We start from the raw sequence: 25,117 nt of genomic DNA, 5'->3' as shown, positions 1-25,117 counted from the left end.
CTGACACAGTATGAGCGACAGCACCAGCCACAGGACCTGGCAGCAGTACTACCCCGAATGGACCAGCGCCGAACTGGATTACGCCGGTGCTGACGAGCGCACCCTCGCGGACGTCTTCGACCACGCGGTGCGGACCTGGCCCGATCGTCCCGCCATGACGTTCTTCGGTACCACTCTCACCTACGCCGAGTACGGACGGCAGGTCCGCAAGACCGCTTCAATGCTGCACAACCGTGGTGTCCGAAGAGGCGACCGAGTGGCGATCGCCCTGCCGAACTGCCCGCAGGCACTCGTCAGCTTCTACGCGGTACTCTCCCTCGGTGCCACGGCCACGCTGCACAATCCGCTCTACACCGCCCGGGAACTTGCCGTCGCCTTCAAGGACCACCGTGCCAAGGTCGGCATCTTCTGGGACAAGGCAGTGGAGGTCGCCCGTGAACTGCGCACCGTCGCCCCGCTCGAGCAGATCATCCCGGTCACCGTCACCCGTGCCATGCCGTTCTACCTGCGTGCGGCACTGAAACTCCCGGTCAAGCCGGTCAAGGCCATGCGGGACAAACTGCAGGGCAACACCGACGGCCTCACCGAATGGTCCGACCTGGTCAAGGACGCCTCCGAATCCGAGGGCCGCGCGCTGATCGAGACCGCAGACGTGGCGCCTGCCGACCCGGCGATCGTGCTGTACACCTCGGGCACGACGGGAACCCCGAAGGGCGCGGCGCTGTCCCACGCCAATCTGTGCGCCAACATCATTCAGGGAGTCGCCTGGGTTCCCGGGCTGGGGCAGGGCGAGCAGCCCGAGCGAATGCTTGCCGCACTGCCGATTTTCCACGCCTACGGGCTGACGATGAACATCACCCTCGGCCCGCTGATCGGTGGCACCGTCCTTCTGCTCCCGGCACCGGAGAAACCGCTGCTGGCGTCGGCGATGAAGAAGCAGAAGCCCACCTGGGTGCCTGGTGTTCCTGCGCTGTACCAGACGATCATGGACATCGCCGAGCAGCAGAAGATCGACATCTCCGGGGTCAAGGCCAGTTTCTCCGGCGCCTCGGGTCTGCCGGTGGAGCTGGTGAAGCGGTGGGAGAACATGACCGGCGGGCTTCTGGTCGAGGGGTACGGGCTCACGGAGACCTCGCCGATCGTCATCGGGAATCCGATGAGCACCGACCGCCGTCCCGGTTACGTCGGCATCCCCTTCCCCGACACCGATGTGCGTGTCGTCGACCAGGATGACCCCAGCCGCGAACTGCCCGACGGGGAGGCCGGTGAGCTGGTGGTCAAGGGGCCGCAGGTCTTCGGTGGCTACCTCAACCGTCCGGACGCCAACGAGAAGGCGTTCGCTGACGGATGGTTCCGCACCGGAGACATGGCGGTGAAGGAGACCGACGGTTTCGTCAAGATCGTCTCGCGCATCAAGGAGATGATCGTTACCGGTGGGTTCAACGTCTATCCCGCGGAAGTGGAGGAAGTGCTCACCGAACACCCGTCGGTCGCCCAGGCCAGCGTCGTCGGGCTGCCGAGGGACGACGGTTCAGAGACCGTCGCCGCCGGCATCGTCCTGGCGGACGGGGCGAGGCTGGACGAGGACGTGGTGAAGGACCACTGCAGGGACGGTCTGGCGCGCTACAAGGTGCCACGCGTCTTCCAGGTGTTCGAGGAACTGCCCGCCGACCAGCTGGGGAAGGTGCGCCGCGTGGAGGTGCGGGAACAGATGATGGGGTAGGTGCACGGGGTGCTGGGACGACCACTCCCGGGTGGTCTGGGCGCTTCAGAGCACCCGGGAGTGGTCGCCTCAGCGTGTCGAGGTTCGCCAGGCGTCCCAGAGTCGTGCATAACGTCCGTTACGTCGCACCAGCTCGTCGTGGGTGCCCGACTCGGCGATTCGGCCGGAGTCGAGGACGACCACCAGGTCGGCGTCCCGGGCCTGGGTCAGCCGGTGCGCGACGATCACGGACGTCCGTCCCGCGACGACGGCGCCGACAGCAGCGTCGAGAGCGTTCAGGTCACGACCGGTTCCGGCATAAGCGGTGGCTTCATCGAGAACGACCACCGGTGGGTCGGCGAGCAGGACCCGGGCCAGCGCTATCTGCTGGACCGCTGACTCGTGGAGGGGCCCGTCGTGATCGAGACCGAGGTGCTCGAGCCACTGTGCGTGCACCGCTGTCAACGCCGTGGTCAGCTCGGCGTCGGTGGCCTCCGGCGCAACGAGTCGGAGGTTGTCGGCGACGGTCCCGGAGAACCGGTGGATCTCCTGGGTGACCAGAACCGTCGCGGGCGCGCCTGAGGATGACGTCGCCACCGTCGCATCAACTCCTCCGATGAGGGCAGTGCCGGTGTCGGGGGGCAGTGTGCCGGCGATGAGCCGCGCCAGGGTCGACTTCCCTGACCCGGATGCGCCGACCAACACCACGTGGCGCCCGGCGGGGATGGTGAGGGAGATGTTCTCGAGATTCTCCCGGTCGGCACCGGGGTAGCGGAAGGACAGGCCGTTGATGCGGACGTCCGTGTCCTGCACCGGGCGCGACGGTCCGTCAACACGTGGAACCTGGAGGACACCGACGAGGCGGGACAGGCCGACCTCGGCACGTTGAAGGTCGTCGATGCTGGCGAGCAGGATGCTCACCGGCGCGAAGATCCGCTGGAAGAACAGGGCACCGGCGGTAGCGCCACCCACCGTCAGCATCCCTGCGTCGACCCGCCAGAACCCTACGGCGAGGATCGCCGCGAGGCCGAGGAATTCGGCGGTGTTCAGTCCGCCGTTGAAGACGTTGCGGACCTTCGTCGCCTCCCGCCCGATCTCCACCGAGGCGAGACTGCGCTCGGCGATGAGGCCCAGACGGGCCTCATCCTGCGCATGGGCGCGGACTGTGGCGGTCCCGTTCACGGTCTCGATCAGCGCCTGACCGCGTTCGGCATCCATCCGCTGTTGGCGGATGTACAGCGGGCGTGACCTGCGCAGGAACACGACCCCGGAGAGGACTTGGACAGGTATCGCCACCAGTGCGGCGAGTGCAAGCCACGGGTCCAGTACGGCGAACCCGAGCGCGGTGACGATCAGGGTGAACAGAGCCTGGGTGGCGCGGGGGAGTACCTCGGTGACGGCACCGGTGACGGACTCGACGTCCCCGGTGACGCGGGAGACGACGTCGGAACTGCCGGCGGACTTCACATCCCCCGGGTCGAGGTTCACGGCGGCGTCGAGTACGTCCTCCCGGAGTTCAGCCAGCGTTCCTTGGAGCGCGGTCACCAGCTGGCGTCCTCCCCAGAGGATCAGCAGTGCGGCCACGACGCCGGTCAGGATGATTCCTCCGACGGTCAGACCGACGCGGGCGAGACCCGCTCCAGCGATGACGTCGTCGACGACGCGTCCCTGGAGAGCGGGGACGGCGAGCGCCGTGCCGGAGCCGAGGGTGAGCAGGACGACGACGGCGCCGAGCGTCCGCAACCGTGGACGCACCAGGGCGAGGACGGCGCGTCCGGTGTCGCGGACGGACGCCTCGGGGAGCCGGACAGCGGTGGTGTTCACAGTTCCACCACCTCATCGCAGAGGTCGAGGAGAGCGTGGTCGGAGGTGATGACCACGATGGACCGGGCCCCGCCGGGGCCGGCTGCGGACGCGAGGCGGGCGAGGCCTACCGCAACATCACGGGCGGTCACCGGATCCAGCGAGGTCGTGGGTTCGTCGAGGACGAGGACAGGGCCGGTGGTGTGGAGCGCCCGGGCCAACGCCACGCGCTGGCGTTGTCCGCCGGAAAGCCGGTGTCCACCCTCGCCGACCGGGGCCTCGACGCCGCCGAGGTGGTCGATCACGTCGTCGAGCGCGGTGGCGGCGGTGACCGCCGGGGCCGGTGACGTGTCGTCGAAGGTGACATTCTCCCGCAGAGATCCGGTGAACAGGGTGGAGTCGCGTGGGGGGACGGTGACGATACGCCGCCACCGGTCGGGGCCGATGTCGAGGGCATCCTCTCCACCGAGCGTGAGCTCCCCGCGGCACGGTGCGGAGCGGAACCCGAGGCGGTCGACGGCATGCTGGGCCGCGGCGGCGTCCGGGACACGGAGGCCGACCAGCCGTCCGGGGGTCGCCTTCACCACGGTCCCCTCAGGTGAGGACCAGGTGAGGGTGAGCGGGGCGGTATGTTCTCTGTCTGTCGCCTGGTGCTCGAGGCCGGCGGGCAACTGGAACTTCTCGGCCAGGAACGTGTGCAACCGGGCGGCGGAGGCGCGCTTGTACGCCCAGTTCGCGCCGAAAGTGCCGATATGGGCCAGCGTCCCCTTGAGGAACTGCGCCAGGCCGATGACGGTCACGAGATCACCGGGGGTGATTGTGCCACCGATGGTCATCCACCCGGCGGTGAAGGTGAGCGCCGCCAGATAGACCAGGGAGACGATCTCACTCACCGCGTCATAACTGCGCAGGGAAACCGCGGAGGCGACAGCGGTGTCACGGGAGTGGGCGCTGGCTGTTCGGTAGCGTCTGCTGACCTCGTCCTGCGCCCCGAGTCCCCGGATAATCCGCAGGCCTGCCATGGCGTCCGTCGCGACATCGCTGGCGGCGGCGACGGCGTGTTGTTCGGTGCGGCCGCGGGCGAACATCGGCCGGGAGAGACGCTGCATGAGTGCCAGCACGGCGACGGCACCGACGAGGACACCTATGCCGAGGGGGACGGAGATGACCAGCAGCGCCCCGGCCGCGGTGAGGAGCCCGGCGACGGTGGCCAGTTGCTGCACGATGCTCCAGGAGACACCGGCGACCTGGAAGGTGTCGTTGGTGGCGATGGAGAGAACCTCCCCGGTGGGACGGGGTGCGTGCCGACGGGGATGGAGGACCCTGCTGACGGTGAGTTGGCGCAGGTCGTGCTCGCCGTGACCGTAGACCCGCACCATCCCGAGCATTGAACGTTGGTAGCTCAGTGACATCAGCAGAAACGTCGCCGCCAGGACACCGAGCCAGGTGACCAGCCCGGTACCGTCGCCGGGTATGATGGCCCGGTCGATGGTGGTCCCGATGAGGATAGGGACGGCCGCCTCGCAGATGTTGTGGATGACCAGTCCGCCGGTGCAGAGCGCCAGGCGTACGGCGCGCCTGTCGCGGGTCAGCGCGATGCGCAGGATACCTCCGGTGGTGAGGGTTGAGAGATCCCCCGGGAGCTGGCCGATCTGGGTGGTCCGCATGAGAGTCCACGCTAAGGCGGGTGGCGGGACCGGGGAGGACGAGTGTCGTCGCAGAGCGGACAAGAGCGGACAAGAGCGGACAACAATGCCTGAAATGCCTGAGCTTCCGGCGAGGCGCATTGTCCGATGCGAGGGGGAACATGTCCATTGCGGGACGCTGCCACTCGATACCGTCTGGACCTGAATGCCATCACGGTCATTGCACGTTTCAGGAGACACGAGGAGCAACCATGAAGAGAACCGCCGCTGTGACGCGCCGGGTGCGCGTACCGGGCAGGAGCATCCTGGCCACGGCCCTGACCGGGGGGATGTTGATTGCCGCCACGGCCTGCGGCACCTCCGACGACGGACAGAGCGGGGACAGCCTTCACACTGTCGACAGCGCCTACGGTGAGGTGGAGGTTCCCGAGGATCCGCAGCGGGTTGTCGCGGTCTCCTACGACACCCCCTGGCAATTGAAGTCGCTGGGCGTGACCCCGGTGGGGACCCAGGACTACAGCGACTACGCGCAGGGGTTCACCGACGAGCAGATGGATTTCGTGGAGTCGGCGGAGCCCGTCGGAACGTTCTTCGACCTGGACATCGAGGCCGTCGCCGCCGCTGATCCGGATGTGATCGTCGGGGACGTCCTTGAGGTTGACGAGGACATCTACGCAAAACTCTCTGAGATCGCCCCCACCGTCATCGTCGAGGGAGAGACCCGGGGTGACTGGAAGGCCATCGTCGGTGACATCGCCACCGCGGTCGACGCCGAGGACGCGCTGGCGGAGACGAAGGCGACCTACGAGCAGCGGCTCGCCGAGATACAGGACACCTACCGGGACGTGCTCGACGAGTACACCTTCGCCTCGATCGGTCCGATGGCGGACTCCGCGAACTTCTACATCAACTACCCCTCCGGGATTCTGGGAGCAGTGTACGAGGAGGTCGGGATGCGTACGGCGTCGTCTGTCCCGACCGGGGAGTTCTCCAAGGGGTGGGAGGAGTATTCCACGGAGAACATCGGCTCCCTGCTCGGTGACGCGGACGTTGTCCTGGTACCGGTGCTCGCCGACGGAACCGTGGACCCGGTCATGCAGGAGATCATCGACAACACCTTGTTCCGGCAGCTCAAGGCCGCGCAGGAGGGCCACGTGGTCGAGGTCGACGGGCTCGTCACCGACTATGAGTCCGCCACGGCGTACCTGGACGTCATCGAGGACACGATCCTGTCCCCGCTGGAGGCCTGAGATCATGTCGACCACATCATTCATTCCGCCCCGCCGGCGCCTGGCCGAGTTCCTCGTCGGCGTGGCCGCCCTACTCACCGCCCTCGTCCTGAGTGCGGTTCTCGTGGGGTGCTCGTCGTCCGACGGCGGTGACGGCGCTGACGTCACCGGCAGCTCCGGCGAGAGGGTCTTCGCCGAGGCGGAGGACGGGGCGTTCCCGGTCACCATCGGGCACGCCTACGGCGAGACCACCATCGAGAAGCCGGCTGAGCGGCTCGTTGTCGTCGGTTGGGCGGGTGCGGACCTCGCCGTGCAGCTCGGCACGGTGCCCGTCGCACAGGGTCCCGCTGGAGGAGAAGGGGACAGCGCGGAGTTCCACCCCTGGTTCCGCGAGGCCGTCGAAGAGCTCGGCGCGCCGCTGCCCGCCACTGAACCGTCCCTGGAACGCGGCGAGGTCGACACGGAGTTCGTGGCGACCCAGGAACCTGACCTCATCCTCGCCATCAGTTCCGGAATCACGGCCGAGGAGTACCAGCGGCTCTCGGACATCGCCCCGACCGTCGCCTTCCCTGACGAGCCCTGGGGCACGTCTGCTGAAGACCACCTGACGATGGTGGGGCAGGCGTTGGGCCGTCCGTCCGAGGCGGAGGCGGTCACCAGGGACCTGGACGACCACTTCGCGGAGACCGTGGAGGCGCATCCGGAACTCTCCGGCGTGTCGTTCTTCTACGGTTTTCTCCCCGACGACGGCCAGGTGGTGATCTTCTCGGAGGCGGACCCTCGGGTGAAGACCCTGGAGAAGCTCGGTATGGTGCCGTCACCGGATCTCGATCCGTTGGCGAGGGAGGCGGACGGGGTGTCCAGCTTCAATGTCGCCGTGGAACGCCTGATCAGTACCGACGCCGACACGTACGTGACCACCACCAGTCAGGAGGAATGGGATGCCGCGCTCGCCACGGACCGTTCCTTCGCGGCATGGGGGCCGGTCGGCAGCGGGAATGCGACCGTGATCTCCGACTCGGACGTGGGACTGGCACTGGCGACGTCCACCCCGCTGAGTCTCGCTTGGGCGGTCGACGACATCGCCGGTGCGGTGTCCGACTCGCTCGACTGAGTGTGTGACCGCTACGCGGTGAGCTGGTCGACGATGTACTCGGCGAAGTTCGCCCCGACCTTGGAGTACCCCGCGCGGTGGTTGTACAGGAGTTGCGGGGTCTTGCCGTCCACCACCGCCGGCAACCGCTTCCAGATCGCGTCGTCGGCGATGGTGGAGTCCGGATTCTGCACCAGGATGACGTCGGCATCGGCGAGGATGTTGAGGTTTTCCTTGCTGTACAGCTTCAGGGACCCGTCGGCCTCACGGGACCCGCTGTCGGTGAGGAGTGAGAAGCCGAGGTCGGTGAGGACCTCCGGGACGAGGTTCTCGTCCTCGAGTACGAACTGGTCGTCCTGCAGTGCGACGACGGCAACGGTTTTCCCCTCGTAGTCCGCGAGGCGTTCGGCGCCTTCGTCGACGGTCCGGTGGTACTCCTGGATACTCTGCTCAGCATCCTCTCTCTTCCCCAGTTGCTCCGCCTGGTCCAGCAGCGGTGCCAACCAGGCGTCATCACCGGCGGTGGCGGAGGTTGACGTCAGGTCACCGTCGAGTCCCAGCACCGGTGCGATGCCTTCCAGGCGTTCCTGCTGCTCGCGGTCGTAGGTGTCGAACCAGGCGGCGGTCGTGATGATCAGGTCGGGGTCCAGGTCCGCCACGGCCTCGGCATCCGGGGCGGTCGTGTCGAAGCTGTACCTGGTCACCGAGTCGGGAAGGTCATCGTTCACCACGTTGTCCTCCGCCGATTCTACGGGTATCTCCGGGGTGGCGACCAGGTTGAGACCCGTGATCTCGGCGAACTCCGGGCAGAGGCGTGTTTCGATGCACACGACCCGCTGGGGGTCGGCGGGGATCTCCACCTGCTGGCCCGCGTAGTCGAAGGTGATGGTGTCGGCCCCGGAGCCGGCCCCGGTGCCGGTGTCGCCGTCATCTGTCGAGCACGCGGAGAGACTGGCCAGCGATACGGCGCAGAGACTGGCGAGCAGTGGGCCGGTGAAACGTCTTCTGAGTGTCATGGTGCTGAGGCTAATGTCGCCGTGATGCGTGTGGCGGCCAACCTGTGGCGTCTGGACGACAAGCTCTGTCCGCTGCGCGAAGATCACTTCGGGTAGGGTCACCTTAGTACTGACAGAGGAGATCTCCCCGGGGTGACCCGCGGGGTACAGGTAGGAGTTGGCAGTGAATGCAGGTGGGAAGTCCGTCGAGCCCCGTATCCATCGGGCGGAGGTCACCGCGGTAACCCGGGTGGGCAAGGCCATGGTGCGGATTAGTCTTGGCGGACCGGACATGGCCGACTATCCCACCACGGGTGTCGGCGACGAATGGGTCAGGGTCTTCTTTCCTGACGCTCCCCGCGATGCCGTCCGCCTTCCCGTGTTGGAGGGGCGGGGCTGGGTCTACGGGGATGGAGTGGAGCCTTCGGAGATGCGGACCTACACCATCCGTGACTGGCGCCCCGGCGAGGTGGACATTGATTTCGTCGTTCACGGCAACGGCGTCGCGACCACCTGGGCGACCTCCGTCGACGTGGGTGGTGAGGTCGGGCTGACCGAGCCGGTGGAGGTCTACCGGCGCCCAGACGGTGCCACCCGTCAGTTCCTCTTCTGTGATGAGCCGGGGCTGCCCGCCGCGCTGCGCATCTGCGAGACTGCCCCGGCGGGAATGGCATCCACCCTGGTCTGTGAGGTCAGGGACGAGGGCTACGAGATCTCCCCGACGTGCGGGGACGTTGACTGCGTCTGGTTGTCGGGCACCGGTAACGGCGTCGCCCCCAGTGGGCTGCCGGAGGTGTTGTCCGGAATGGAGGTTCCGCAAGACGCGGCGGTGTGGGTGGCGACCGAGACCAGAACGTCCCGCACGCTGCGGCGACAGCTCCGGGAGGAGAAGGGGTTCGCCAGGGCAGGCGCCACCACCATGGGTTACTGGGTGCATGACAAGGAGGAGTGGATCGCCGCTTACGATGCGCTGGGCGAGGAGTTCCGTGACAAGGTCCGGTCGTTGTACGACAGTGGTCGGGACGACGACGAGGTCGTCGACCTGGTCGACGCCCTCTACGAGAAGAACGGGCTGTGACCACCACGACCGGTGTCGGCACAGGGGTGGCTGCCGACCTGATCCCCGGTGACTTTCTGCTTACCATGCGTGAACTGCGCTATCCCGCCCCGTTGGAGCCGGACGTCTGTACCGGGCAGCCGCACGCGCATGCGCTGCACGTGGTGTTCTGGCCGATGCGCGGAAGCTCCTTCGTGGACGTGGCCGGTCAGCGACACCACCTCACTCTCGGGCAGGGGGTCTTTGTGCCGGCGGGTACCGTCCACGTCGTGGATCCGGACCCGGCGACGTCCCTGACGGCCGTGTATATCCGCACCGACGCGTGGGGCGGCGACTGCGACCGGGTGTGGGGCGTGACGGTCAATGCGGCGGCACGTGAGCTACTGGTGTTCATGGCGTACCACGGGATGCCCAGTGACCGGCGGTTCCGTGCGCAACGCCTGTGTCTCGACCTGCTGGCGGAGCCGTCGCTGCCGTCCCTTGAGCTGCCTCTGCCCGGTGACGGCCTGATCCAGCCTGTGGCACGTCGGATCCTCGAGCATCCTGAGGACAGTCGGTCGCTCGAGGACTGGGCCTGGGTCCTGAACACCAGTGGACGCACCATTGCGCGGGCATTCCGTGCGGACACGGGGATGACCTTCAGCGAATGGCGAACGGTGGCGAGGATGTCCGTGGCGGTGCGGCTCCTGGCGGACGGGGTGGCGGTAGGCACCGTGTCGCGGAAGGTGGGCTACACCTCGGCGAGTGCGTTCAGCACGGCCCTGAAGAGGGTCACAGGGCGGGGGCCGTTGCAGTTCAGGGCCGTCCGGTGACCGTTGGGCGATGAGGGATGTCCGTCGTGCGGGGTTGTACCCCCGTACTGTCTGACACAGGTAATGCTTGCCTATGAACTGAGACGTGAGGAGACTGGTATGAGGACGACTGTCGGGGCAGGTCGGGACGGGGGCGCATCCGGTGGCACATCGCGGATGCGACGGAGGTCAATGGCTGTACTCGGGGTACTCGCGGTGGCGTTTGCGGCCACGCTGACCGCGTGTTCCACCGGTGGTGATGATGACGAGGCTGCGGGCGGCGCGGGACAGGGGTCAGGTAGCTTCCCGGTGACCATGGAGCATGTCTACGGGGAGACCGAGATCCGGGAGAAGCCGGAACGGATCGTCACGATCGGGTGGATCACCCACGACATCGTCGCGGCTCTTGGAACGGCCCCGGTCGGTGTGGACGAGACCTGGGGTGGAGACGACGAGGGATTCAGTCCCTGGTTCCGTGACCAGGTGGAGAATGTCATCGGTGGTGATATGCCGGAGCTCACCGACAGTGACGACGGAAGTATCAACATCGAGAAAATCGCAGCCACAGAACCCGACCTTATTCTCGCGCCGCATTCGGGTGTGACGGACGTGGACTACGGACGGCTCAGCGACATTGCCCCGACCGTCGCCTACCGTGAGAGTCCGTGGCAGTCGGGCAGCTGGCAGGAGCTCACGGAGACCGTGGCCACTGCGCTCGGTGAGCAGGAGCGGGGCCGGGAGCTCATCGAGGAGACCGAGACCGCGATGGAGAGGGAGGCAGCGAAACATCCGAACCTCGACGGTGCGTCCTTTGTTTACGGGCTGACTTTCGAAGGGGGTTCCCAGGAACTCGGGCTGTATGTTGCCGGGGATCCCCGCGTCGCATTCCTGCGGGAGTTCGGCCTGGTCGACGCGCCGGGGCTCGCGGGCTCGATGGACCTCGAGGACGAGGACTCCTTCTTCGGTACCGTCAGCCTGGAGAACATCGGCAGGGTGGAGACCGACCTCTTCGTCGGCTGGTCGAGTAGCCGGGAACAGACGAGCGACACGCTGGAAACCCCGGCGATCTCCCGGTGGGAGCCGGTCGAGGAGGGTAACTACTACATTCTCGAGGACGAGACACTGGCGTCGGCGACGAACGGCCCCAGTCCGCTCAGTATCCGGTGGGCGCTGGACGAGGGGTTCCTGGAGGATCTCTCCGAGGCGGTGGACGGCGGTGCGGTGGTGCGTTCCGCCAGATAGGGAGCACCGGTCGGCGCCGCTAGTGTTGACAGCGATCACATTGATGTTTACAGTGTCATCATAGTGATAAAGTCAGTCGACGAAAGGCGAGAACCATGCAGACCATTCTGGGGGCGAACGGGCAGATCGGGACCGAGCTTGCCCGCGAGCTGCACGACAGCTACACCACTGACATCAGGCTCGTCAGCCGTCATCCCAGGAAGCTGCATGACACCGATGAACTGCTGTCCGCGGACCTCATGAACGCCGTGGAGACCGATACGGCTGTGGCGGGCAGCGACATCGTCTATCTCACCGTCGGTCTGCCCCCGGACAGTGCGCTCTGGGCCGAACAACTTCCCACGATGATGAAGAACACCATCGACGCCTGTGAGAAGCACGGTGCCAAGCTGGTCTTCTTCGACAACACCTACATGTATCCGATGACCAGCGCGCCGCAGACCGAGGGCACGCCGTTCTCGCCGAACGGCAGTAAGGGCCGCACCCGGGCGGCCATGACCACCATGCTTCTGGAGGCCATGGAGCGGGGCCGGGTCGAGGCGGTCATCTGCCGTGCTCCGGAGTTCTACGGTCCCGGGAAGACCCAGAGCTTCACCAACTCCCTGGTGTTCGACGCCGTCGCGGAGGGGAAGAAGGCGCGGGTGCCGCTGAGCGCCGACACCCGACGCAGCCTGATCTGGACGCCGGACGCCAGCCGGGCCATGGCACTGATCGGTAATACGGCCTCGGCATACGGACAGACGTGGCACCTCCCGGTCGACAAGGAACGCATCACGTACAAGGACCTCGTCCGGCTCGCAGCACAGCGGTGGGAACGCGAGGTCAGCTACGCCGTGGTGTCGAAGATCGTCTTCGCTGTCGGTCGCCTGTTCAGCAAGAATGTCCGCGAACTCTGGGAACTCCTCCCGCGGTACGCGGTGGACAATATCTTCGTCACCGACAAGTTCACCGACGCATTCCCGGATTTCCGTGTCACGACCTACGCCGAAGGCGTCGCTGCGATCCACCGCGAGCGGGCGAGATCCTGACCTCGCTTCGGCGGGACAGGCGGGAGAGGCGGGGAACTGTCAGAAGATGCTCTCGTCCAGGTCGTTGAGCAGTGAGTCAGGGTGGGCCAGTCGGTCGAGGACCGGGTCGACCTTGGGGAGCTCCCGGGTGAAGAAGTACTCCGCCGCAGCCAGTTTCCCGGCCGCCAACGGTGAGCCCGCTGCTTCCGCGGCGTGCGCCATGTCCAGCCAGATCCAGGCGACGACGATGTGCCCGGTGGCCTCGAGGTAGTCCGTGGCGTGTGCCAGGGCAGCGGCAGCATCGCCGTCCTCCCACAGTGTCTCGGTAACGTCGACGAGGCGCCGGAGACGAGCTGCGAGGTCCGTGGAATGCTCCGGGAACAGGGCGGCGGTGGTCGTGACCGTTTCGGTGATGGTCTCGACGAGTAGCCGCAATCCCGCTCCGTTCTTCATCACGACCTTGCGTCCCAGCAGATCCTGGCCCTGGATGCCGTGGGTCCCCTCATGGATGGGGTTGAGGCGGTTGTCCCGGTAGAACTGCTCCACGTTGTAGTCGCGGGTGTAGCCGGCACCGCCGAGGACCTGGATCGCCAGGTCATTGGCGGCGGGGCCGTACTGCGACGGGAAACTCTTGACCACCGGGGTCAGCACATCGAGCAGTAGTTCAAGGCGGTCACGTTCATCGCCGGAGGCGACGGTGGCCAGGTCCACCAGCTGAGCGGCGTAGAGACACAGTGCCATGGATCCCTCGGCGTAGGCTTTCTGCGCCAACAACATGCGCCGGACATCGGCGTGCTCGATGATCGGTACCTGGGGTTGGGCGGGGTCCTTCGCCCCGACGGGGCGCCCCTGGGGACGGCTGCGTGCGTAGTCCAACGATTCGAGGTAGCCGGTCATCGCGAGAGCGGCGGCACCTGTCCCGACGCCGATCCTGGCCTCGTTCATCATGTGGAACATGTACTGCAGGCCACGGTTCTCCGCACCGACGAGATAGCCCACCGCACCTGCGGCACCGCCCGGGGTGTGAGCACCCTCGCCGAAGTTCAGCAGGGTGTTCGTGGTGCCCCGGTAGCCCATCTTGTGGTTCAGGCCGGCGAGGACGACATCGTTGCGTTCACCGGACGGCAGGAACTTCGGGACGATGAAGAGACTGAGCCCCTTCACGCCGTCCCCGGCCGGACCGGTGCGGGCGAGGACGAGGTGGATGATGTTGTCTGTCATCTCGTGATCGCCGCCGGAGATCCACATTTTCGTCCCGGTGATCCGCCATGCGCCCCCGGTGGTGTCGGCGGTCTCGTCGCTGTCGTCGCGCCGGGCACGGGTCTTCACATCGGCTAACGAGGACCCTGCGTGAGGTTCGGACAGGCACATCGTTCCACTGAACGTCCCGGCGAGCTGAGGTTCGGCGTAGGTCGCGATCTGCTCCGGCGTTCCGTGAGCGAGCAGCAGCGCCGCGTTCGCCATGGTCAGCATGGGATAGGCTGCGGTCGCGATGTTGGCGGCCTGTGCCCAGGCGAAACATGCGCGGGACACGGTGAGCGGAAGGCCGACACCCCCGTGTTCCTCACCGAACGATGCTGCGGTGAGGCCGGAGTCCGCGAAGGCCCGCAATGCTGGTGCGATCGCCTCGTGGGTGTGGATTCCGGCGGCGTCGAAGGTTGGTTCATCCTGGTCCGAGGCCCGCATGTGGGGTCGGAACCAGGTCTCCGCGAGGTCGCGCGAGGCATCCAGCATGGCGTCGAAGGTGTCCCTGGAGTGGTCGGAGAACCTGTCGTGCTCGGTCAACGATTCGACGTGCAGCCAGTCGTAGAGGAGGAAGGAGAGGTCGTTCCGGGAAAGGATGTCGGCGGTCATGCTTTCCGATGGTAAACGACTTTCGTCATTTTTGAACGCAGATTCAGTAGAGTGGACGGGTGTTGCGGGCCCGAGGGGGCTGTCCGCCAGTCTTCCTTCCAATACGCGGGGCGTGTGGAGTAAACGTGTGCGATACATGTATCGAAGGAGGCGATCGGTGTGCCGATGTCTATCAGGTTCACGGCCGACGAAGAGTCGAGGTTGGAAGCGTTGGCTACTCGCACCGGCAGGTCGAAGAGCTTCTACGTTCGTGAAGCTGTCCAGGCGCACCTGGCTGAACTGGAGGACGCGTACGGGGCTGGCCGCAGCGGTGCGTGATTGGGAACGAATGGGGAAGCCGAGCAGGCCGGCCGAGAAGCTCTGGGATGAGCTAGGGCTGTGAGTCAGTGGAGGTTGGAGACCTCCCCGCAGTTCGAGAAGGCAGCGCGGAAACTGGACCGTCAGGTACTTCGGAGAGTCAAGACATATCGTGACGAGCTGTGTTTCCTGGACGATCCGCGGGCGCGTGGCAAAGGACTGACGGGGGATGGGCTGGCTACTGGCGCTGTCGGATCGGGGACTACCGCGTTATAGCTGAGATCCGCGATCGAGACGTGGTCATCATCGCGGTCGTTCTCGGGCATCGGTCTAGTGTCTATTGACTGTGTCCCGCCGTGCTGGACTGGCGGACTCGCCGCACCTCGCAGGCGATTCACAGCAAGATTCAGCGTGCCCGACTACGTTTGCACCCCTCCGATGGGGAATAATCGTCGGCGTACAACTGTCTAGTGTGAGGCCGGCGTAGAAAATAAATGAGCGCAACCACCGAGATCAGCGAGTCCAGGGATCCTGGCACGTCTCCTGAACAGCAGGACCACCAGTACGATCCCCGGCGTCTCGCCCGGATCATCCTGCCGAAGCGTGGCGAGCCGAGGGACGTCCGCTCCCTCTACATCGTCGAGGACGAGGGGTCCCAGGGCCGAGTCACGGCCCTGAGCCGCACTGCCGCACGTATCCCGGCCGGGGCCGAGGTCAGTTTCGAGACGTACTTCAACGGCTTCCCGGCGTCCTACTGGCGCCGCTGGAGCCAACTCGACGAGGTGCAGTTGCGCGTCGACCTCACCGGCGACGCCCGCATCGACATCTACCGCTCCAAGATCGACGGCTCGCGCATCGCCGTGACCGGTGGCCTCGTCGAGGTTGACGAGACCGGCCACGGAGTCGCCGAGTTCACGATGTCCCTCGCGCCTTTCGAGGACGGCGGCTGGATCTGGTTCGACATCACCTGTGAGTCGGAGACCACGATCCACAGCGCCGGCTGGTTCGCCACCGCGGACGCCGCCGAACAGCGCGTCGTCTCGGACACCGTGGTGACCGACCCCTCTACCGGGGAGAAGAAGACCCTCAAGGAGGGGGATCTCCTGCCGGCGCCCGAGCCGCGGGTGACCATCGGCATCCCCACCTTCAACCGTCCGGCCGATGCTGTCGCCGCGCTGGAGGCATTGTCCTCCGACCCGGTGGTCGACTCCGTCGTGGACGCGCTGATCATGCCGGACCAGGGGACGAAGCACCCGAAGGACGAGCCGGGCTTTCCGGCTGTCGAACAGCACTACGGGGACCGGCTGCGCATGCCGGTCCAGGGCAATCTCGGTGGCTCGGGCGGCTACTCGCGCATCATGTACGAGGCCCGACACCCCGAGCGGGGTACCGACAGCCCGTTCATCCTCTACATGGACGATGACATCGCCATTGAGCCGGACAGTGTGCTGCGGGCACTGGCGGCGTCGAGGTACGCATCCTCCCCGATGCTCGTCGGTGGGCAGATGCTGAATCTGCAGGAGCGAAGCCACCTGCACACCATGGGTGAGATCATCGACCGCGGTAGTTTCATGTGGACGGCCGCGCCGCACACCCACTACGACCACGACTTCTACAACCACCCGCTGCGCGACCGCGGAGAGTACGGCCAGACACCGTCGGGGGAGTACCGCGACTCGAAGGACCTGCACCGCCGCATCGACGCCGACTACAACGGCTGGTGGATGTGCATGATCCCGCGCGTCGTCGCGGATACCATCGGTCAGCCGTTGCCACTGTTCATCAAGTGGGACGACGGCGAGTTCGGCCTGCGCGCCCGCGACCACGGTTTCCCCACCGCGTCCTGGCCCGGCGTCGCCATCTGGCACATGGCCTGGTCCGACAAGGACGACGCGATCGACTGGCAGGCGTACTTCCACCTGCGCAACCGACTCATCGTCGCTGCCCTGCAGCACGAGGGCAGCCCCACGGGCATCATCGCCTCGATGACGAAGGCCACCGCCAAGCACCTGATGTGTCTGGAATACTCCACCGTGGCGATCCAGAACGAAGCGATGAAGGACTTCCTCGCCGGACCCGACCAGCTCTTCGAGATCCTGGAGACCGCTCTGCCGCGCATCAACGCCTTGCGCAAGCAGTACCCGGACGCCGTGGTCATCCCGTCGTCCTCCGTTCTGCCGCATGCGGACGGTGGCCCGGCGAAGCTGACCGATATCCCGTTGTCCCCGGTGGCCAAGGTGACCCGCCTGGCCAAGGTCGTAGCGAACAACCTTCGCCAGGCTGATCCCCATCACCACGAGGTGCCGCAGGTCAACCTGCCTCCGATCGAGGCCCGCTGGTTCTCGCTGGGCCGACTCGACGGTGTCACCGTCACCACGGCTGACGGCACCGGAGTGGTCTACCGCAAACGTGACCGGGACAAGGCCCGGGAACTGGCCCGGGAGTCCGCCCGCCTGCAGAAGGAGGTGGCGACCCGCTTCGACGAGATGCGGCAGCGCTACCGTGTCGCGCACCCCGAACTGACCAGTGTCGATGCCTGGGCACAGATCTTCGAGCCGGAGGAGAGCTGATGAGCGGGACGGAGGCGGATGTCCTCGTCGCCGTGCAGGACGCCCTCCTCACGGACTCCTCCGACCGGGCCGTGCTTGGTGCGGCCCGTGGATTGAGTCACTTCGGTGAGCACGCGCTGGGCTGGTTCGCGCTGGCAGGTGCCGGCGCTGCGGTCTCCGCCGCCCGCGGACGGTCGGCTGCACCCTGGGTGGAACTCGGGGTCTCCGCATTCACTGCCCACGCCGCCTCCGTCGTCCTGAAGAGGATCGTGCGTCGCCAACGCCCGTCGGATCCGCGGATCCGTGTCGGGGTCGGCACTCCGTCGCGGTTGAGTTTCCCCTCGTCGCATGCGACGTCGACCGCTGCCGCGCTGACGGCGCTGAGCCGGATCACCGGCTCCCGCCTGCCGCTCGCCGGCGTGCCGGTGATGATGGCATCCCGCCTCGTCCTCGGCGTGCATTACCCCACTGACGTCCTCGCCGGAGTTGCCCTCGGTGTGGCGACGGAGAAGACCGTCCACCGAACTGTGAAGGAGATCAAGCGATGACTCGTCCCGGGACGGATCCGGAATTCGACCCCTCGGAGACCCACGACACCAACGAGCGTCCGGGTGAACGCCAGGCGTTCATCGGGTCGGAGCCGCACACCTCCGGGCTCGAAGAACCGGCGGCGTGGGAGGACCAGACCTATGCCCGGCAGGAGTCTGAGGACGCTGCTGTGGGTTCGGGCCACCGCGCGCCCCGGAATCTTCCCGAGGCGATGATCAAGGCGCTCCGCCCCAAACAGTGGGTGAAGAACGTCCTCGTCGTCGCCGCTCCGGCGGCCGCCGGTGGTGACCTGCTCTTCCAGGGGCGGGTGATCACCGACATCATCATCGCCTTCGTCGTGTTCTGCCTCGGGGCCTCGTCGATCTACCTGGTCAATGACGCCAAGGATGTCGAGTCCGACCGTCAGCACCCCACGAAGCGGTTCCGTCCGATTGCGGCGGGTGTGCTTCCGGTGGGCCTGGCCTACGCCATGGCGGTCATCCTCATTGTCGCCGCGGTGGGTCTGAGTTTCCTGGCCTCCAACGGCGGCTCCTTGGCGATCGTCATCGGGGTGTACATCATTCTGCAGCTGGGCTACTGCTTCGGCTGGAAGCACCAGCCGGTGATCGACATCGCGCTGGTGTCCTCCGGGTTCATGCTGCGTGCCATGGCCGGTGGTGTGGCGGCGAGTATCGACCTCTCGCAGTGGTTCCTGCTGGTCGCGGCCTTCGGTTCGCTGTTCATGGCTGCAGGTAAGCGGTATGCGGAACTGAAGCTGTCGCTGCGCTCAGGTGCGAAGATCCGTAAGTCCCTGGAGAGCTACACGCCGACGTACCTGCGGTTCGTGTGGACGCTGTCCGCCACGGCCGTCGTACTGGCATACGCGCTGTGGGGCTTTGACATGAGCCAGCAGCATCCTGGTCACGCATCGGTCTGGTACCAGGTCTCGATGGTCCCGTTCACCGTCGCGATCCTGCGCTACGCTGCCGACGTCGACCGTGGCGAAGGCGGTGCGCCGGACGAGATCGCACTGAGCGACCGGACGCTGCAGGCACTGGCCCTGATCTGGGTGGCGACTATCGCGGTCGCTGTCTACGTAATTCCGGCTGTCACCTAGCTGGATGAACACTGGCGTAACGCTTGGTGCCGGCTTGACGATATTCTTGGCGGAAAAGATCACTGTTTGGTAACGTTCCGAACACTGTAGACACCGACGGCAGCGACGACGCCGTCTGAAAAACGCAAGTAAAGGAAAACATGACGACTGCCACCGGAAAGCACCGGTCCGCGACCGGCTCGCTGGGCCGCAAGATCATGGCCCTGATCGTCGCGATCGGCACGGCCTTCGGGTTGGCCAGTGTCGTGGCTCCGAGCGCCTCTGCCGACGACCGTGGGATTCTCGGCCCCCGTTGTAGCTGGGCTAACTACAACTTCTACGTCCAGAACTGCTGGTTCTACTCGGGCGCCATGGGTCAGGACATCCAGGTCCAGATCAAGCGCTCCAACAGCGATGCAGCGGTGTACCTGCTCGACGGGCTGCGTGCCCGGGACGACTGGAACGCCTGGACCTACCTGGGACATGGTGTCGACCAGTTCGTCAACGACGACGTCAACGTTGTCATGCCCGTCGGCGGAGCCTCCCAGTTCTACGCGGACTGGATCGGACCGTTCAACGGCTCCACCACCCCGAAGAAGCCGCGGTGGGAGACCTTCCTGACCAGTGAGCTGCCGGCACAGCTGGCGCAGAACTTCGGCATCAGCCAGAACAGGAACGCTCTGGTCGGTCTGTCGATGGGCGGCACGGCCGCGATCAACCTGGCGTCCCGCCACCGCAACCAGTTCAAGCAGGTCACGTCGCTGTCCGGGTACCTGAACACCACGGCCCCGGGCATGTACATGGCCCTGCAGTTCGCCATGAACGAGGGCTCCCCGGGTGCGAACATCTGGGACATGTGGGGTCACCCGGTCCACCCGACCCGGTTCGCCAATGATCCGCTGCTGAACGCCCCGAAGTTGGCGGGAATGCCGGTGTACCTGTCCGCAGCCGCCGGTATCCCCGGTCCCCGGGACGACTTCATGGCCAACCCCGTCGGCGGCATCGCCGGCATCGGCCTGGAGTGGGCGTCGCGTGGTTCCACCGCGACCTTCGAGCTGGCCGCCCGCGCCTCCGGTGCGAACGTGACCGCCAGCTACCCGGCGGTCGGTGTGCACAACTGGACGCTGTGGACCCCGGAACTGCAGAAGGCACGTCCGAAGATCCTCGACGCACTGAATGTCTGCTACCGCGCGGGTAGGCCTGTCTGCTGACAGCCACCTAGCTGAGGGAGACTACGACGGCCCGGGAGATGACTGACATCTCCCGGGCCGTGCGCATACACTGCACAGGTATGGAAACAGAAGCGAGTGGTTCGCGACCGCATCGAGGACTCCGTCCGGTGGACCGGGGAGCGCGCCCCTATCTACGTGGACGGCTCCACGAGAATGCCGCGTGGTACTTCGGCGGCACGGGCACGGCCCTGACTGTCACGGCTTTCATGCTGCACGGCAACACGACCCTGTCGTGGGTGACCGCGCTGTACACTCTCTGCCTGATCGGACTGTTCGCGGTATCGGCGCTCTACCACCGCGCACCGTGGCGCAGCGACGCGACGGTGCAGGCGTGGCGTCGGGCGGACCACTCGATGATTGCGATCTTCATTGCGGGCACCTACGGTCCGATCGCGGTATTCGCCTTTGACTCCTGGTCGGACGGGCTGTGGATTCTGCCGGTCTGTTGGGTCCTGGCGATTGCTGCGGTGGCGATGAACATCTTCTGGATCGGCCACCCGCGGTGGCTGGACGTCATTGTCTACCTCGCGCTGGGGTGGTTGGCAGTGCTCAAGATCGGGGGCTTCGTCGCGGCAATTCCGGTCGTCGCCGGGGTACTGATCGTGGTCGGCGGGATCATCTACTCGCTCGGTGCCGTGGTCTACGGGCGACAACGTCCGAATCCCTCGGTGCGGTGGTTCGGCTTCCACGAGGTCTTCCACGCCGCGACGATCGTGGCCGGTGGGCTGCACCACGTGGCGATCTGGATACTCGTTCTGGCGTAGGGCAGGGTGCTACACTCCCAGCAGAAACTAAGTCTCAAGTAAAACTTCAAGGTTTTGGCGTGTTGTCCCGGGAAACCGGCAACGTGATTGCCATAATTGCCGGTGTTGCCGTCACGGCCGACCGTGACGGACACCGGTTCCGACCGGATCTCGGCAGTGGGAGGGGAACCCGTTGCCGGGGCCCGGTGGGGACGGTGGGGCATGTCGCGCCACCGTCGCTGACACTGCCGATGCCGTCGAGACGTACCTACGAAGGAAGAACGCCACCACCATGAGAATCGCTGCGAACACCCGCACCGGGAAGTCCCCCGCCAGCCGTCCGTCCCGACGGGCAACACGGCGCGTCGGTGCCGCCGTCCTGGCGCTGCCGCTGTCGGTGGCGCTCGCCCTTCCCCTCGCAGCCCCGGCCGCGGCTCAGGGCCCGGGATCGGGCACCAGCTATCTCGAGCCTGACGAGATCCCGGAGCGCCAGCCGCAGTCTGTCGAGGAAGGACAGGACCTTCCGGGACTGCCCGAGGGTGTCGACGTCGACCGCATCGAGTGGATGTCCGACCGATGGGCGAACGTCTACATCAACACCCCCTCGATGCCGGAGAGCCCGGTGCTGGTGCAGATCCTCCTGGCACGTGACTGGTACAGCCAGCCGGACCGGGACTTCCCGTCGGTCTGGGCCCTGGACGGTCTGCGGGCCCGCGACGACGAGTCGGGCTGGACGCTGGCCACGAACATCCAGCAGTTCTACGCTGACAAGAACGTCAACGTCATCATGCCGGTCGGCGGTAACTCCTCCTTCTACACGGACTGGGACCAGCAGCCGGAAGACGGCAAGACCTACAAGTGGGAGACCTTCCTGACCCAGGAGCTTCCGGCTGTGCTGCGGGAGGGATGGCGGACCTCCGAGCAGCGCGCGGTCACCGGTATCTCCATGGGTGGTACCGCCGCGATGAACCTCGCGCAGCGGCACCCGGAACTGTTCCAGTTCGTCGGCTCCTTCTCCGGCTACCTGGACACCACCTCGACAGGCGTTCCGCAGGCCATCAACTACGCCACCAACGATGGTGCCGGCTATGACGCGCAGCGCATGTGGGGGCCGTACGGGTCCGAGCGCTGGAACGAGAATGACCCCAAGCAGCACACCGGCAATCTCAAGGACATGACGGTCTATGTGTCCGCCGGCAACGGTAACGCAGGTCCCTACGACGAGGAGGGGCCGATCCCGGGCTACCCGGCCAACCCCGCGGCCTTCGGCCTGGAGGCGATGTCACGGATGACGACCCAGACGTTCGTTCGCGCGGCGCAGGCCGACGACGTCAACGTCATCGCCAAGTACCGGGACTCCGGCACGCACGACTGGCCGTACTGGCAGTACGAGATGACGCAGGCGTGGCCCTACATCGCCCAGACTTTCGGACTGTCCGAGGAGGACCGCGGCGTGAAGTGTGCTGCCGTGGGCAAAATCGCGGAAGCCGAGAAGCGTCAGCGCAGCCAGAATCTCGGTACCTGCACCACCAACGAGTACGACGCAGCCAACGGCGGCAAGGTCCAGGACTTCCGTAACGGTCGTGTGTACTGGAAGAAGGACGCCGACAAGGCATGGGCGACCTGGGGCCGTATCGGGGCCCGCTACTCTGCGATGAACGGGCCGTCCAGCTGGCTGGGATACCCAACCGGGGAAGAACACCAGATCAAGGGAGGCTTCTTCCAGCAGTTCGAGAACGGTGCGATCTACTGGACCCCGCAGACGGGTGCCGTCGAGGTGAAGTCCGACATCATCGATGCCTGGGGCAAGCACGGCTGGGAAACCGGTGCCTTCGGCTACCCGACGGCTCCGGCACAGCAGGTCGCCGGTGGTGGTGCCGTCCAGCAGTTCCAGAACGGTGTCGCCGTGCGAGACAAGGACGGCAAGGTACGCATGATCGAGGGCAAGATCGGCGAGAAGTACATCGAGGCCGGCGGCCCCGCGGACTCCTCACTGGGCTTCCCCCGTTCTGAAGAAATCAAAGTCAAGGGTGGTGCATTCACCCAGTTCGAGCACGGGAACATCTACTGGTCGGCCTCTTCCGGCGCCCACATCATCAAGTACGGCAAGATCTTCGACGCCTGGGGCGAAGACAAGTGGGAACAGGGTCGTTTCGGCTGGCCGATCGAGGACCAGCAGGGCATCCCGGCCGGTGGTGAGGTCGTGAAGTTCGAGCACGGTGAGATCCGTGAGATCAACGGCAACATCCAGAAGGACCCGCGATGAGTATCCGTACCTCCATGGTGACGAAGATCGGCTCGGCATCCGCTGCTCTGCTGCTGGCAGGAACCATCGCAGCCTGCGGCGGCGACTCCACGGTGGACAGTGACGACGAGACACAGGGCAGCAGTGTCCCCAGCGTGAGCTCGGCACCGACAGGGTCAGCGTCCTCGGAGACATCCTCGCCGACATCGACCCCCGCGCCGGACGCAGGGTCGGACGGTGACTCTCCGCGCGACGGTGAGGTCAACGAGGTCGAGGAGCCCGGGGGAGAGGCCGCGCCCCGTACCAGTGAAGACGACGCCTTCCTTGCCGAGCTCAAGGACAAGGACATCGACCTCGAGGATTCCGCGATCCAGGACCAGGTCATCGCTGCTGCACGTGAGCAGTGCCTGGCGAATGAGGAAGGTCGTGACGGGTTCGCCGTCCCGATGATCGCCGGCCAGCTTGAGGTCCAGGAGCTCACGAAGGTCTCTGCGGAGGACGCCGAGCGCATCATCGTCGAGGCAGCGGAGAGCAACTACTGCGGCTGAGCCGGCTGCCGCTCCGCCCGCCCCTGAAGTGTTACCACCTCCGGGGCGGGTTGCTGCTGTATCAGGGTGGAAACCCGCAGTTCGTGAAAAGTCTTACCAGTTCCCGGTGGTAAGACTTCTGACGTAACCTGCGCCTCTTTCTTCACCGACGGAACTATCTTCACCACGGCCGACGGGAGTGTATATACCGTCCCGAACCGCCGGATCGCCGACAAATACGATGAACTCGATGGTCCCCGAGGCGCTCTCGGGCTGCCGGACATGCACCGCACGCCAGGTGACACCGCAACGTCACCCGAAGGAACACGCGGTCGGTACCGCGACTTCGAACGCGGTGTGGTCTACACCTCCGATAAGGGGACGTTCGTCATCCACCATAGGCCGATCTTCGACGCCTACCGTGCCCAGGGCTACGAGGCCGGAACACTCGTACAGGCTGCGGACGGGACCGTCCGTCGGTCCTGACCGGAGGCTGCCAGATCACTGCCAGGAAAACCAGGTACTCTGACTGCCCATGAGAAAGTTCCTCACCATCGCGGCGGCCCTCATTCTCGCCGTCGTCCTGGTCATCGGTGTCGGTACCTGGATCAACAGGGGCCCTGATGACTCCGCAGGTCCCGGACCGACCCGGACCACGGATCCTGCGCAGCCGGCGACCTGCCCTGACTACCAGCTTTTCGCCGCACCCGGCACGTGGGAGTCGACGGTGGACGATGATCCGATCCACCCGTCGTCGCGCCCGCACTCGCTGCTGCTCAATGTCACCCAGCCGCTGCAGGAGGAGTTCGGCGACGGTGTCGACGGCGGGCAGCTCAAGAGCTGGACGCTTCCCTACGCTGCGCAGTTCCGCAACATCCAGGCATTGCGCGAGATGTCCTACGACGACTCCCGTAATCAGGGTTACACGAAGCTCGAGGGCGAGATGACCGCGGTCCATGAGAGTTGCCCTGCGACCCGCATGATCATGGTGGGCTTCAGCCAGGGCGCCGTGCTCACCGGAGACCTCGCCACCGCTATCGGCAACGGGCAGTCCACCGTCCCCGCTGACGCAGTCGCCGGCGTCGCCCTGATCGCCGACGGACGGCGCGAGGACGGTAAGGGCGAGCTCATCGGCAGCCCCGACGTCACCGGAATCGGCGCCGAGATCGCCTTGAGCTCGGTCGGTGCACTGGTCAGCCCCATCGTCCCGGGCGCGTCGATGCGCGGTCCCCGTCCCCAGGACTTCGGTGCGTTGCAGGACAACACCCTGCAGTTCTGTGCTCCTGCGGACCTGGTGTGCAGCGCGCCCCGGGACATCGGCAACGCCGTGCAGCGGGCCAATGACCTCATCGACGCCAACAAGGTGCATGCCGAGTATTCCAGCAACGGCACCGTCGTCGACGGTGGCACCGTCCCGGAGTGGATCAACAACTGGGTCCGCGACATCATCGCCGAAGGCCGGTAATCCCCGCACACCGGTG

The 25,117-nt window shown here is 66.0% G+C and carries 22 protein-coding genes; 18 read left to right on the top strand and 4 right to left on the bottom strand.

Features of this window, described 5'->3' with window-relative positions; all coding sequences use genetic code 11:
• Window positions 1-10 precede the first annotated feature (10 nt).
• On the top strand, window positions 11-1,723 hold the full coding sequence (locus CGLY_RS15315; RefSeq protein WP_038550488.1) for a long-chain-fatty-acid--CoA ligase: 1,713 nt from the start codon (window positions 11-13) through the stop codon (window positions 1,721-1,723).
• Between the two features lie 69 nt (window positions 1,724-1,792).
• Here the strand turns inward: CGLY_RS15315 and CGLY_RS15310 are convergent, their stop codons facing one another.
• Together CGLY_RS15310 and CGLY_RS15305 are read right to left on the bottom strand one after the other, a co-directional pair.
• Complete coding sequence (locus CGLY_RS15310) at window positions 1,793-3,526, bottom strand: ABC transporter ATP-binding protein (protein ID WP_038550486.1); 1,734 nt, start codon at window positions 3,524-3,526, stop codon at window positions 1,793-1,795.
• Window positions 3,523-5,172, bottom strand: a complete 1,650-nt coding sequence (locus tag CGLY_RS15305) for an ABC transporter transmembrane domain-containing protein (protein ID WP_038553510.1) — start codon at window positions 5,170-5,172, stop codon at window positions 3,523-3,525. The genes CGLY_RS15310 and CGLY_RS15305 overlap by 4 nt, the downstream gene beginning before the upstream one ends.
• A 230-nt stretch (window positions 5,173-5,402) precedes the next feature.
• On the opposite strand from CGLY_RS15305, the gene CGLY_RS15300 reads away from it, so the two are divergent.
• Window positions 5,403-6,401: an ABC transporter substrate-binding protein gene (locus CGLY_RS15300; protein ID WP_052540397.1), complete on the top strand. Its 999-nt coding sequence runs from the start codon at window positions 5,403-5,405 to the stop codon at window positions 6,399-6,401.
• Window positions 6,402-6,405: 4 nt separating this feature from the next.
• The gene (locus tag CGLY_RS15295; protein ID WP_052540390.1) at window positions 6,406-7,494 is read left to right on the top strand and encodes an ABC transporter substrate-binding protein; all 1,089 of its coding nucleotides are present in this window, start codon (window positions 6,406-6,408) and stop codon (window positions 7,492-7,494) included.
• Between the two features lie 11 nt (window positions 7,495-7,505).
• On the opposite strand, the gene CGLY_RS15290 is transcribed toward CGLY_RS15295, so the two are convergent.
• Complete coding sequence (locus tag CGLY_RS15290; RefSeq protein ID WP_081804086.1) at window positions 7,506-8,489, bottom strand: ABC transporter substrate-binding protein; 984 nt, start codon at window positions 8,487-8,489, stop codon at window positions 7,506-7,508.
• A gap of 163 nt (window positions 8,490-8,652) precedes the next feature.
• Between CGLY_RS15290 and CGLY_RS15285 the strand changes: the two genes are divergently transcribed.
• The 4 genes from CGLY_RS15285 to CGLY_RS15270 all read left to right on the top strand — a co-directional run bounded on the left by CGLY_RS15285 (window position 8,653) and on the right by CGLY_RS15270 (window position 12,586).
• Window positions 8,653-9,546 (top strand): siderophore-interacting protein, encoded by an 894-nt coding sequence (locus CGLY_RS15285; protein ID WP_038550483.1) that lies wholly within the window; start codon window positions 8,653-8,655, stop codon window positions 9,544-9,546.
• Window positions 9,543-10,337 (top strand): helix-turn-helix domain-containing protein, encoded by a 795-nt coding sequence (locus CGLY_RS16945; protein WP_052540386.1) that lies wholly within the window; start codon window positions 9,543-9,545, stop codon window positions 10,335-10,337. Before CGLY_RS15285 ends, CGLY_RS16945 begins: the two co-directional genes overlap by 4 nt.
• A 99-nt stretch (window positions 10,338-10,436) precedes the next feature.
• Window positions 10,437-11,558: an iron-siderophore ABC transporter substrate-binding protein gene (locus tag CGLY_RS15275; RefSeq protein ID WP_081803967.1), complete on the top strand. Its 1,122-nt coding sequence runs from the start codon at window positions 10,437-10,439 to the stop codon at window positions 11,556-11,558.
• A gap of 95 nt (window positions 11,559-11,653) precedes the next feature.
• The gene (locus tag CGLY_RS15270) at window positions 11,654-12,586 is read left to right on the top strand and encodes an NAD-dependent epimerase/dehydratase family protein (RefSeq protein ID WP_038550481.1); all 933 of its coding nucleotides are present in this window, start codon (window positions 11,654-11,656) and stop codon (window positions 12,584-12,586) included.
• 39 nt (window positions 12,587-12,625) lie between these two features.
• Here the strand turns inward: CGLY_RS15270 and CGLY_RS15265 are convergent, their stop codons facing one another.
• Window positions 12,626-14,419, bottom strand: coding sequence for an acyl-CoA dehydrogenase (locus tag CGLY_RS15265; protein ID WP_038550479.1), 1,794 nt, complete (start codon window positions 14,417-14,419; stop codon window positions 12,626-12,628).
• 165 nt (window positions 14,420-14,584) lie between these two features.
• Between CGLY_RS15265 and relB the strand changes: the two genes are divergently transcribed.
• The 11 genes from relB to CGLY_RS15215 all read left to right on the top strand — a co-directional run bounded on the left by relB (window position 14,585) and on the right by CGLY_RS15215 (window position 25,101).
• Entirely contained in the window at window positions 14,585-14,737 is a 153-nt protein-coding gene (gene relB / locus CGLY_RS15260; protein WP_038553496.1) for a type II toxin-antitoxin system RelB family antitoxin, read from the top strand.
• Between the two features lie 161 nt (window positions 14,738-14,898).
• Window positions 14,899-15,060 carry a type II toxin-antitoxin system RelE family toxin gene (locus CGLY_RS17870; RefSeq protein ID WP_227590307.1) on the top strand — a complete coding sequence of 54 codons (162 nt, stop codon included), beginning with the start codon at window positions 14,899-14,901 and terminating at the stop codon, window positions 15,058-15,060.
• A 150-nt stretch (window positions 15,061-15,210) separates the two neighbouring features.
• Complete coding sequence (locus CGLY_RS15255) at window positions 15,211-17,286, top strand: glycosyltransferase (protein ID WP_038550478.1); 2,076 nt, start codon at window positions 15,211-15,213, stop codon at window positions 17,284-17,286.
• A complete protein-coding gene (locus CGLY_RS15250) occupies window positions 17,286-17,813 on the top strand; it encodes a phosphatase PAP2 family protein (protein ID WP_038550477.1) in 528 nt (175 codons plus the stop codon). Before CGLY_RS15255 ends, CGLY_RS15250 begins: the two co-directional genes overlap by 1 nt.
• The gene (locus CGLY_RS15245) at window positions 17,810-18,910 is read left to right on the top strand and encodes a decaprenyl-phosphate phosphoribosyltransferase (protein ID WP_052540379.1); all 1,101 of its coding nucleotides are present in this window, start codon (window positions 17,810-17,812) and stop codon (window positions 18,908-18,910) included. Before CGLY_RS15250 ends, CGLY_RS15245 begins: the two co-directional genes overlap by 4 nt.
• Before the next feature lie 140 nt (window positions 18,911-19,050).
• Window positions 19,051-20,100 carry an alpha/beta hydrolase gene (locus CGLY_RS15240; RefSeq protein ID WP_052540376.1) on the top strand — a complete coding sequence of 350 codons (1,050 nt, stop codon included), beginning with the start codon at window positions 19,051-19,053 and terminating at the stop codon, window positions 20,098-20,100.
• 80 nt (window positions 20,101-20,180) lie between these two features.
• Window positions 20,181-20,885: a PAQR family membrane homeostasis protein TrhA gene (trhA, locus tag CGLY_RS15235; protein WP_174411425.1), complete on the top strand. Its 705-nt coding sequence runs from the start codon at window positions 20,181-20,183 to the stop codon at window positions 20,883-20,885.
• Window positions 20,886-21,156: 271 nt separating this feature from the next.
• Window positions 21,157-23,130, top strand: coding sequence for an alpha/beta hydrolase-fold protein (locus CGLY_RS15230; RefSeq protein ID WP_038550473.1), 1,974 nt, complete (start codon window positions 21,157-21,159; stop codon window positions 23,128-23,130).
• Complete coding sequence (locus CGLY_RS15225; protein ID WP_038550472.1) at window positions 23,127-23,657, top strand: DUF732 domain-containing protein; 531 nt, start codon at window positions 23,127-23,129, stop codon at window positions 23,655-23,657. The genes CGLY_RS15230 and CGLY_RS15225 overlap by 4 nt, the downstream gene beginning before the upstream one ends.
• A 261-nt stretch (window positions 23,658-23,918) precedes the next feature.
• The gene (locus CGLY_RS15220) at window positions 23,919-24,122 is read left to right on the top strand and encodes a hypothetical protein (protein WP_038550470.1); all 204 of its coding nucleotides are present in this window, start codon (window positions 23,919-23,921) and stop codon (window positions 24,120-24,122) included.
• A gap of 49 nt (window positions 24,123-24,171) precedes the next feature.
• Complete coding sequence (locus CGLY_RS15215; protein ID WP_038550469.1) at window positions 24,172-25,101, top strand: cutinase family protein; 930 nt, start codon at window positions 24,172-24,174, stop codon at window positions 25,099-25,101.
• Window positions 25,102-25,117: the final 16 nt, after the last annotated feature.

It is taken from the genome of Corynebacterium glyciniphilum AJ 3170 (assembly GCF_000626675.1).
GTDB lineage: Bacteria > Actinomycetota > Actinomycetes > Mycobacteriales > Mycobacteriaceae > Corynebacterium > Corynebacterium glyciniphilum.
This window is presented reverse-complemented; position numbering and strand designations above follow the sequence as displayed.

What these genes read in the sequence shown, in the direction of transcription:
- CGLY_RS15250 (WP_038550477.1), top strand. Translation starts at nt 17,286, where the DNA reads ATGAGCGGGACGGAGGCGGATGTCCTCGTCGCCGTGCAGGACGCCCTC.
- CGLY_RS15220 (WP_038550470.1), top strand. Translation starts at nt 23,919, where the DNA reads ATGCACCGCACGCCAGGTGACACCGCAACGTCACCCGAAGGAACACGC.
- CGLY_RS15290 (WP_081804086.1), bottom strand. Translation starts at nt 8,489, where the DNA reads ATGACACTCAGAAGACGTTTCACCGGCCCACTGCTCGCCAGTCTCTGC.
- CGLY_RS15300 (WP_052540397.1), top strand. Translation starts at nt 5,403, where the DNA reads ATGAAGAGAACCGCCGCTGTGACGCGCCGGGTGCGCGTACCGGGCAGG.
- CGLY_RS15305 (WP_038553510.1), bottom strand. Translation starts at nt 5,172, where the DNA reads ATGCGGACCACCCAGATCGGCCAGCTCCCGGGGGATCTCTCAACCCTC.
- CGLY_RS15245 (WP_052540379.1), top strand. Translation starts at nt 17,810, where the DNA reads ATGACTCGTCCCGGGACGGATCCGGAATTCGACCCCTCGGAGACCCAC.
- CGLY_RS15270 (WP_038550481.1), top strand. Translation starts at nt 11,654, where the DNA reads ATGCAGACCATTCTGGGGGCGAACGGGCAGATCGGGACCGAGCTTGCC.
- CGLY_RS15225 (WP_038550472.1), top strand. Translation starts at nt 23,127, where the DNA reads ATGAGTATCCGTACCTCCATGGTGACGAAGATCGGCTCGGCATCCGCT.
- CGLY_RS15295 (WP_052540390.1), top strand. Translation starts at nt 6,406, where the DNA reads ATGTCGACCACATCATTCATTCCGCCCCGCCGGCGCCTGGCCGAGTTC.
- CGLY_RS15315 (WP_038550488.1), top strand. Translation starts at nt 11, where the DNA reads ATGAGCGACAGCACCAGCCACAGGACCTGGCAGCAGTACTACCCCGAA.
- relB (WP_038553496.1), top strand. Translation starts at nt 14,585, where the DNA reads ATGTCTATCAGGTTCACGGCCGACGAAGAGTCGAGGTTGGAAGCGTTG.
- CGLY_RS15265 (WP_038550479.1), bottom strand. Translation starts at nt 14,419, where the DNA reads ATGACCGCCGACATCCTTTCCCGGAACGACCTCTCCTTCCTCCTCTAC.
- CGLY_RS15275 (WP_081803967.1), top strand. Translation starts at nt 10,437, where the DNA reads ATGAGGACGACTGTCGGGGCAGGTCGGGACGGGGGCGCATCCGGTGGC.
- CGLY_RS15255 (WP_038550478.1), top strand. Translation starts at nt 15,211, where the DNA reads ATGAGCGCAACCACCGAGATCAGCGAGTCCAGGGATCCTGGCACGTCT.
- CGLY_RS15230 (WP_038550473.1), top strand. Translation starts at nt 21,157, where the DNA reads ATGAGAATCGCTGCGAACACCCGCACCGGGAAGTCCCCCGCCAGCCGT.
- trhA (WP_174411425.1), top strand. Translation starts at nt 20,181, where the DNA reads ATGGAAACAGAAGCGAGTGGTTCGCGACCGCATCGAGGACTCCGTCCG.
- CGLY_RS15240 (WP_052540376.1), top strand. Translation starts at nt 19,051, where the DNA reads ATGACGACTGCCACCGGAAAGCACCGGTCCGCGACCGGCTCGCTGGGC.
- CGLY_RS15215 (WP_038550469.1), top strand. Translation starts at nt 24,172, where the DNA reads ATGAGAAAGTTCCTCACCATCGCGGCGGCCCTCATTCTCGCCGTCGTC.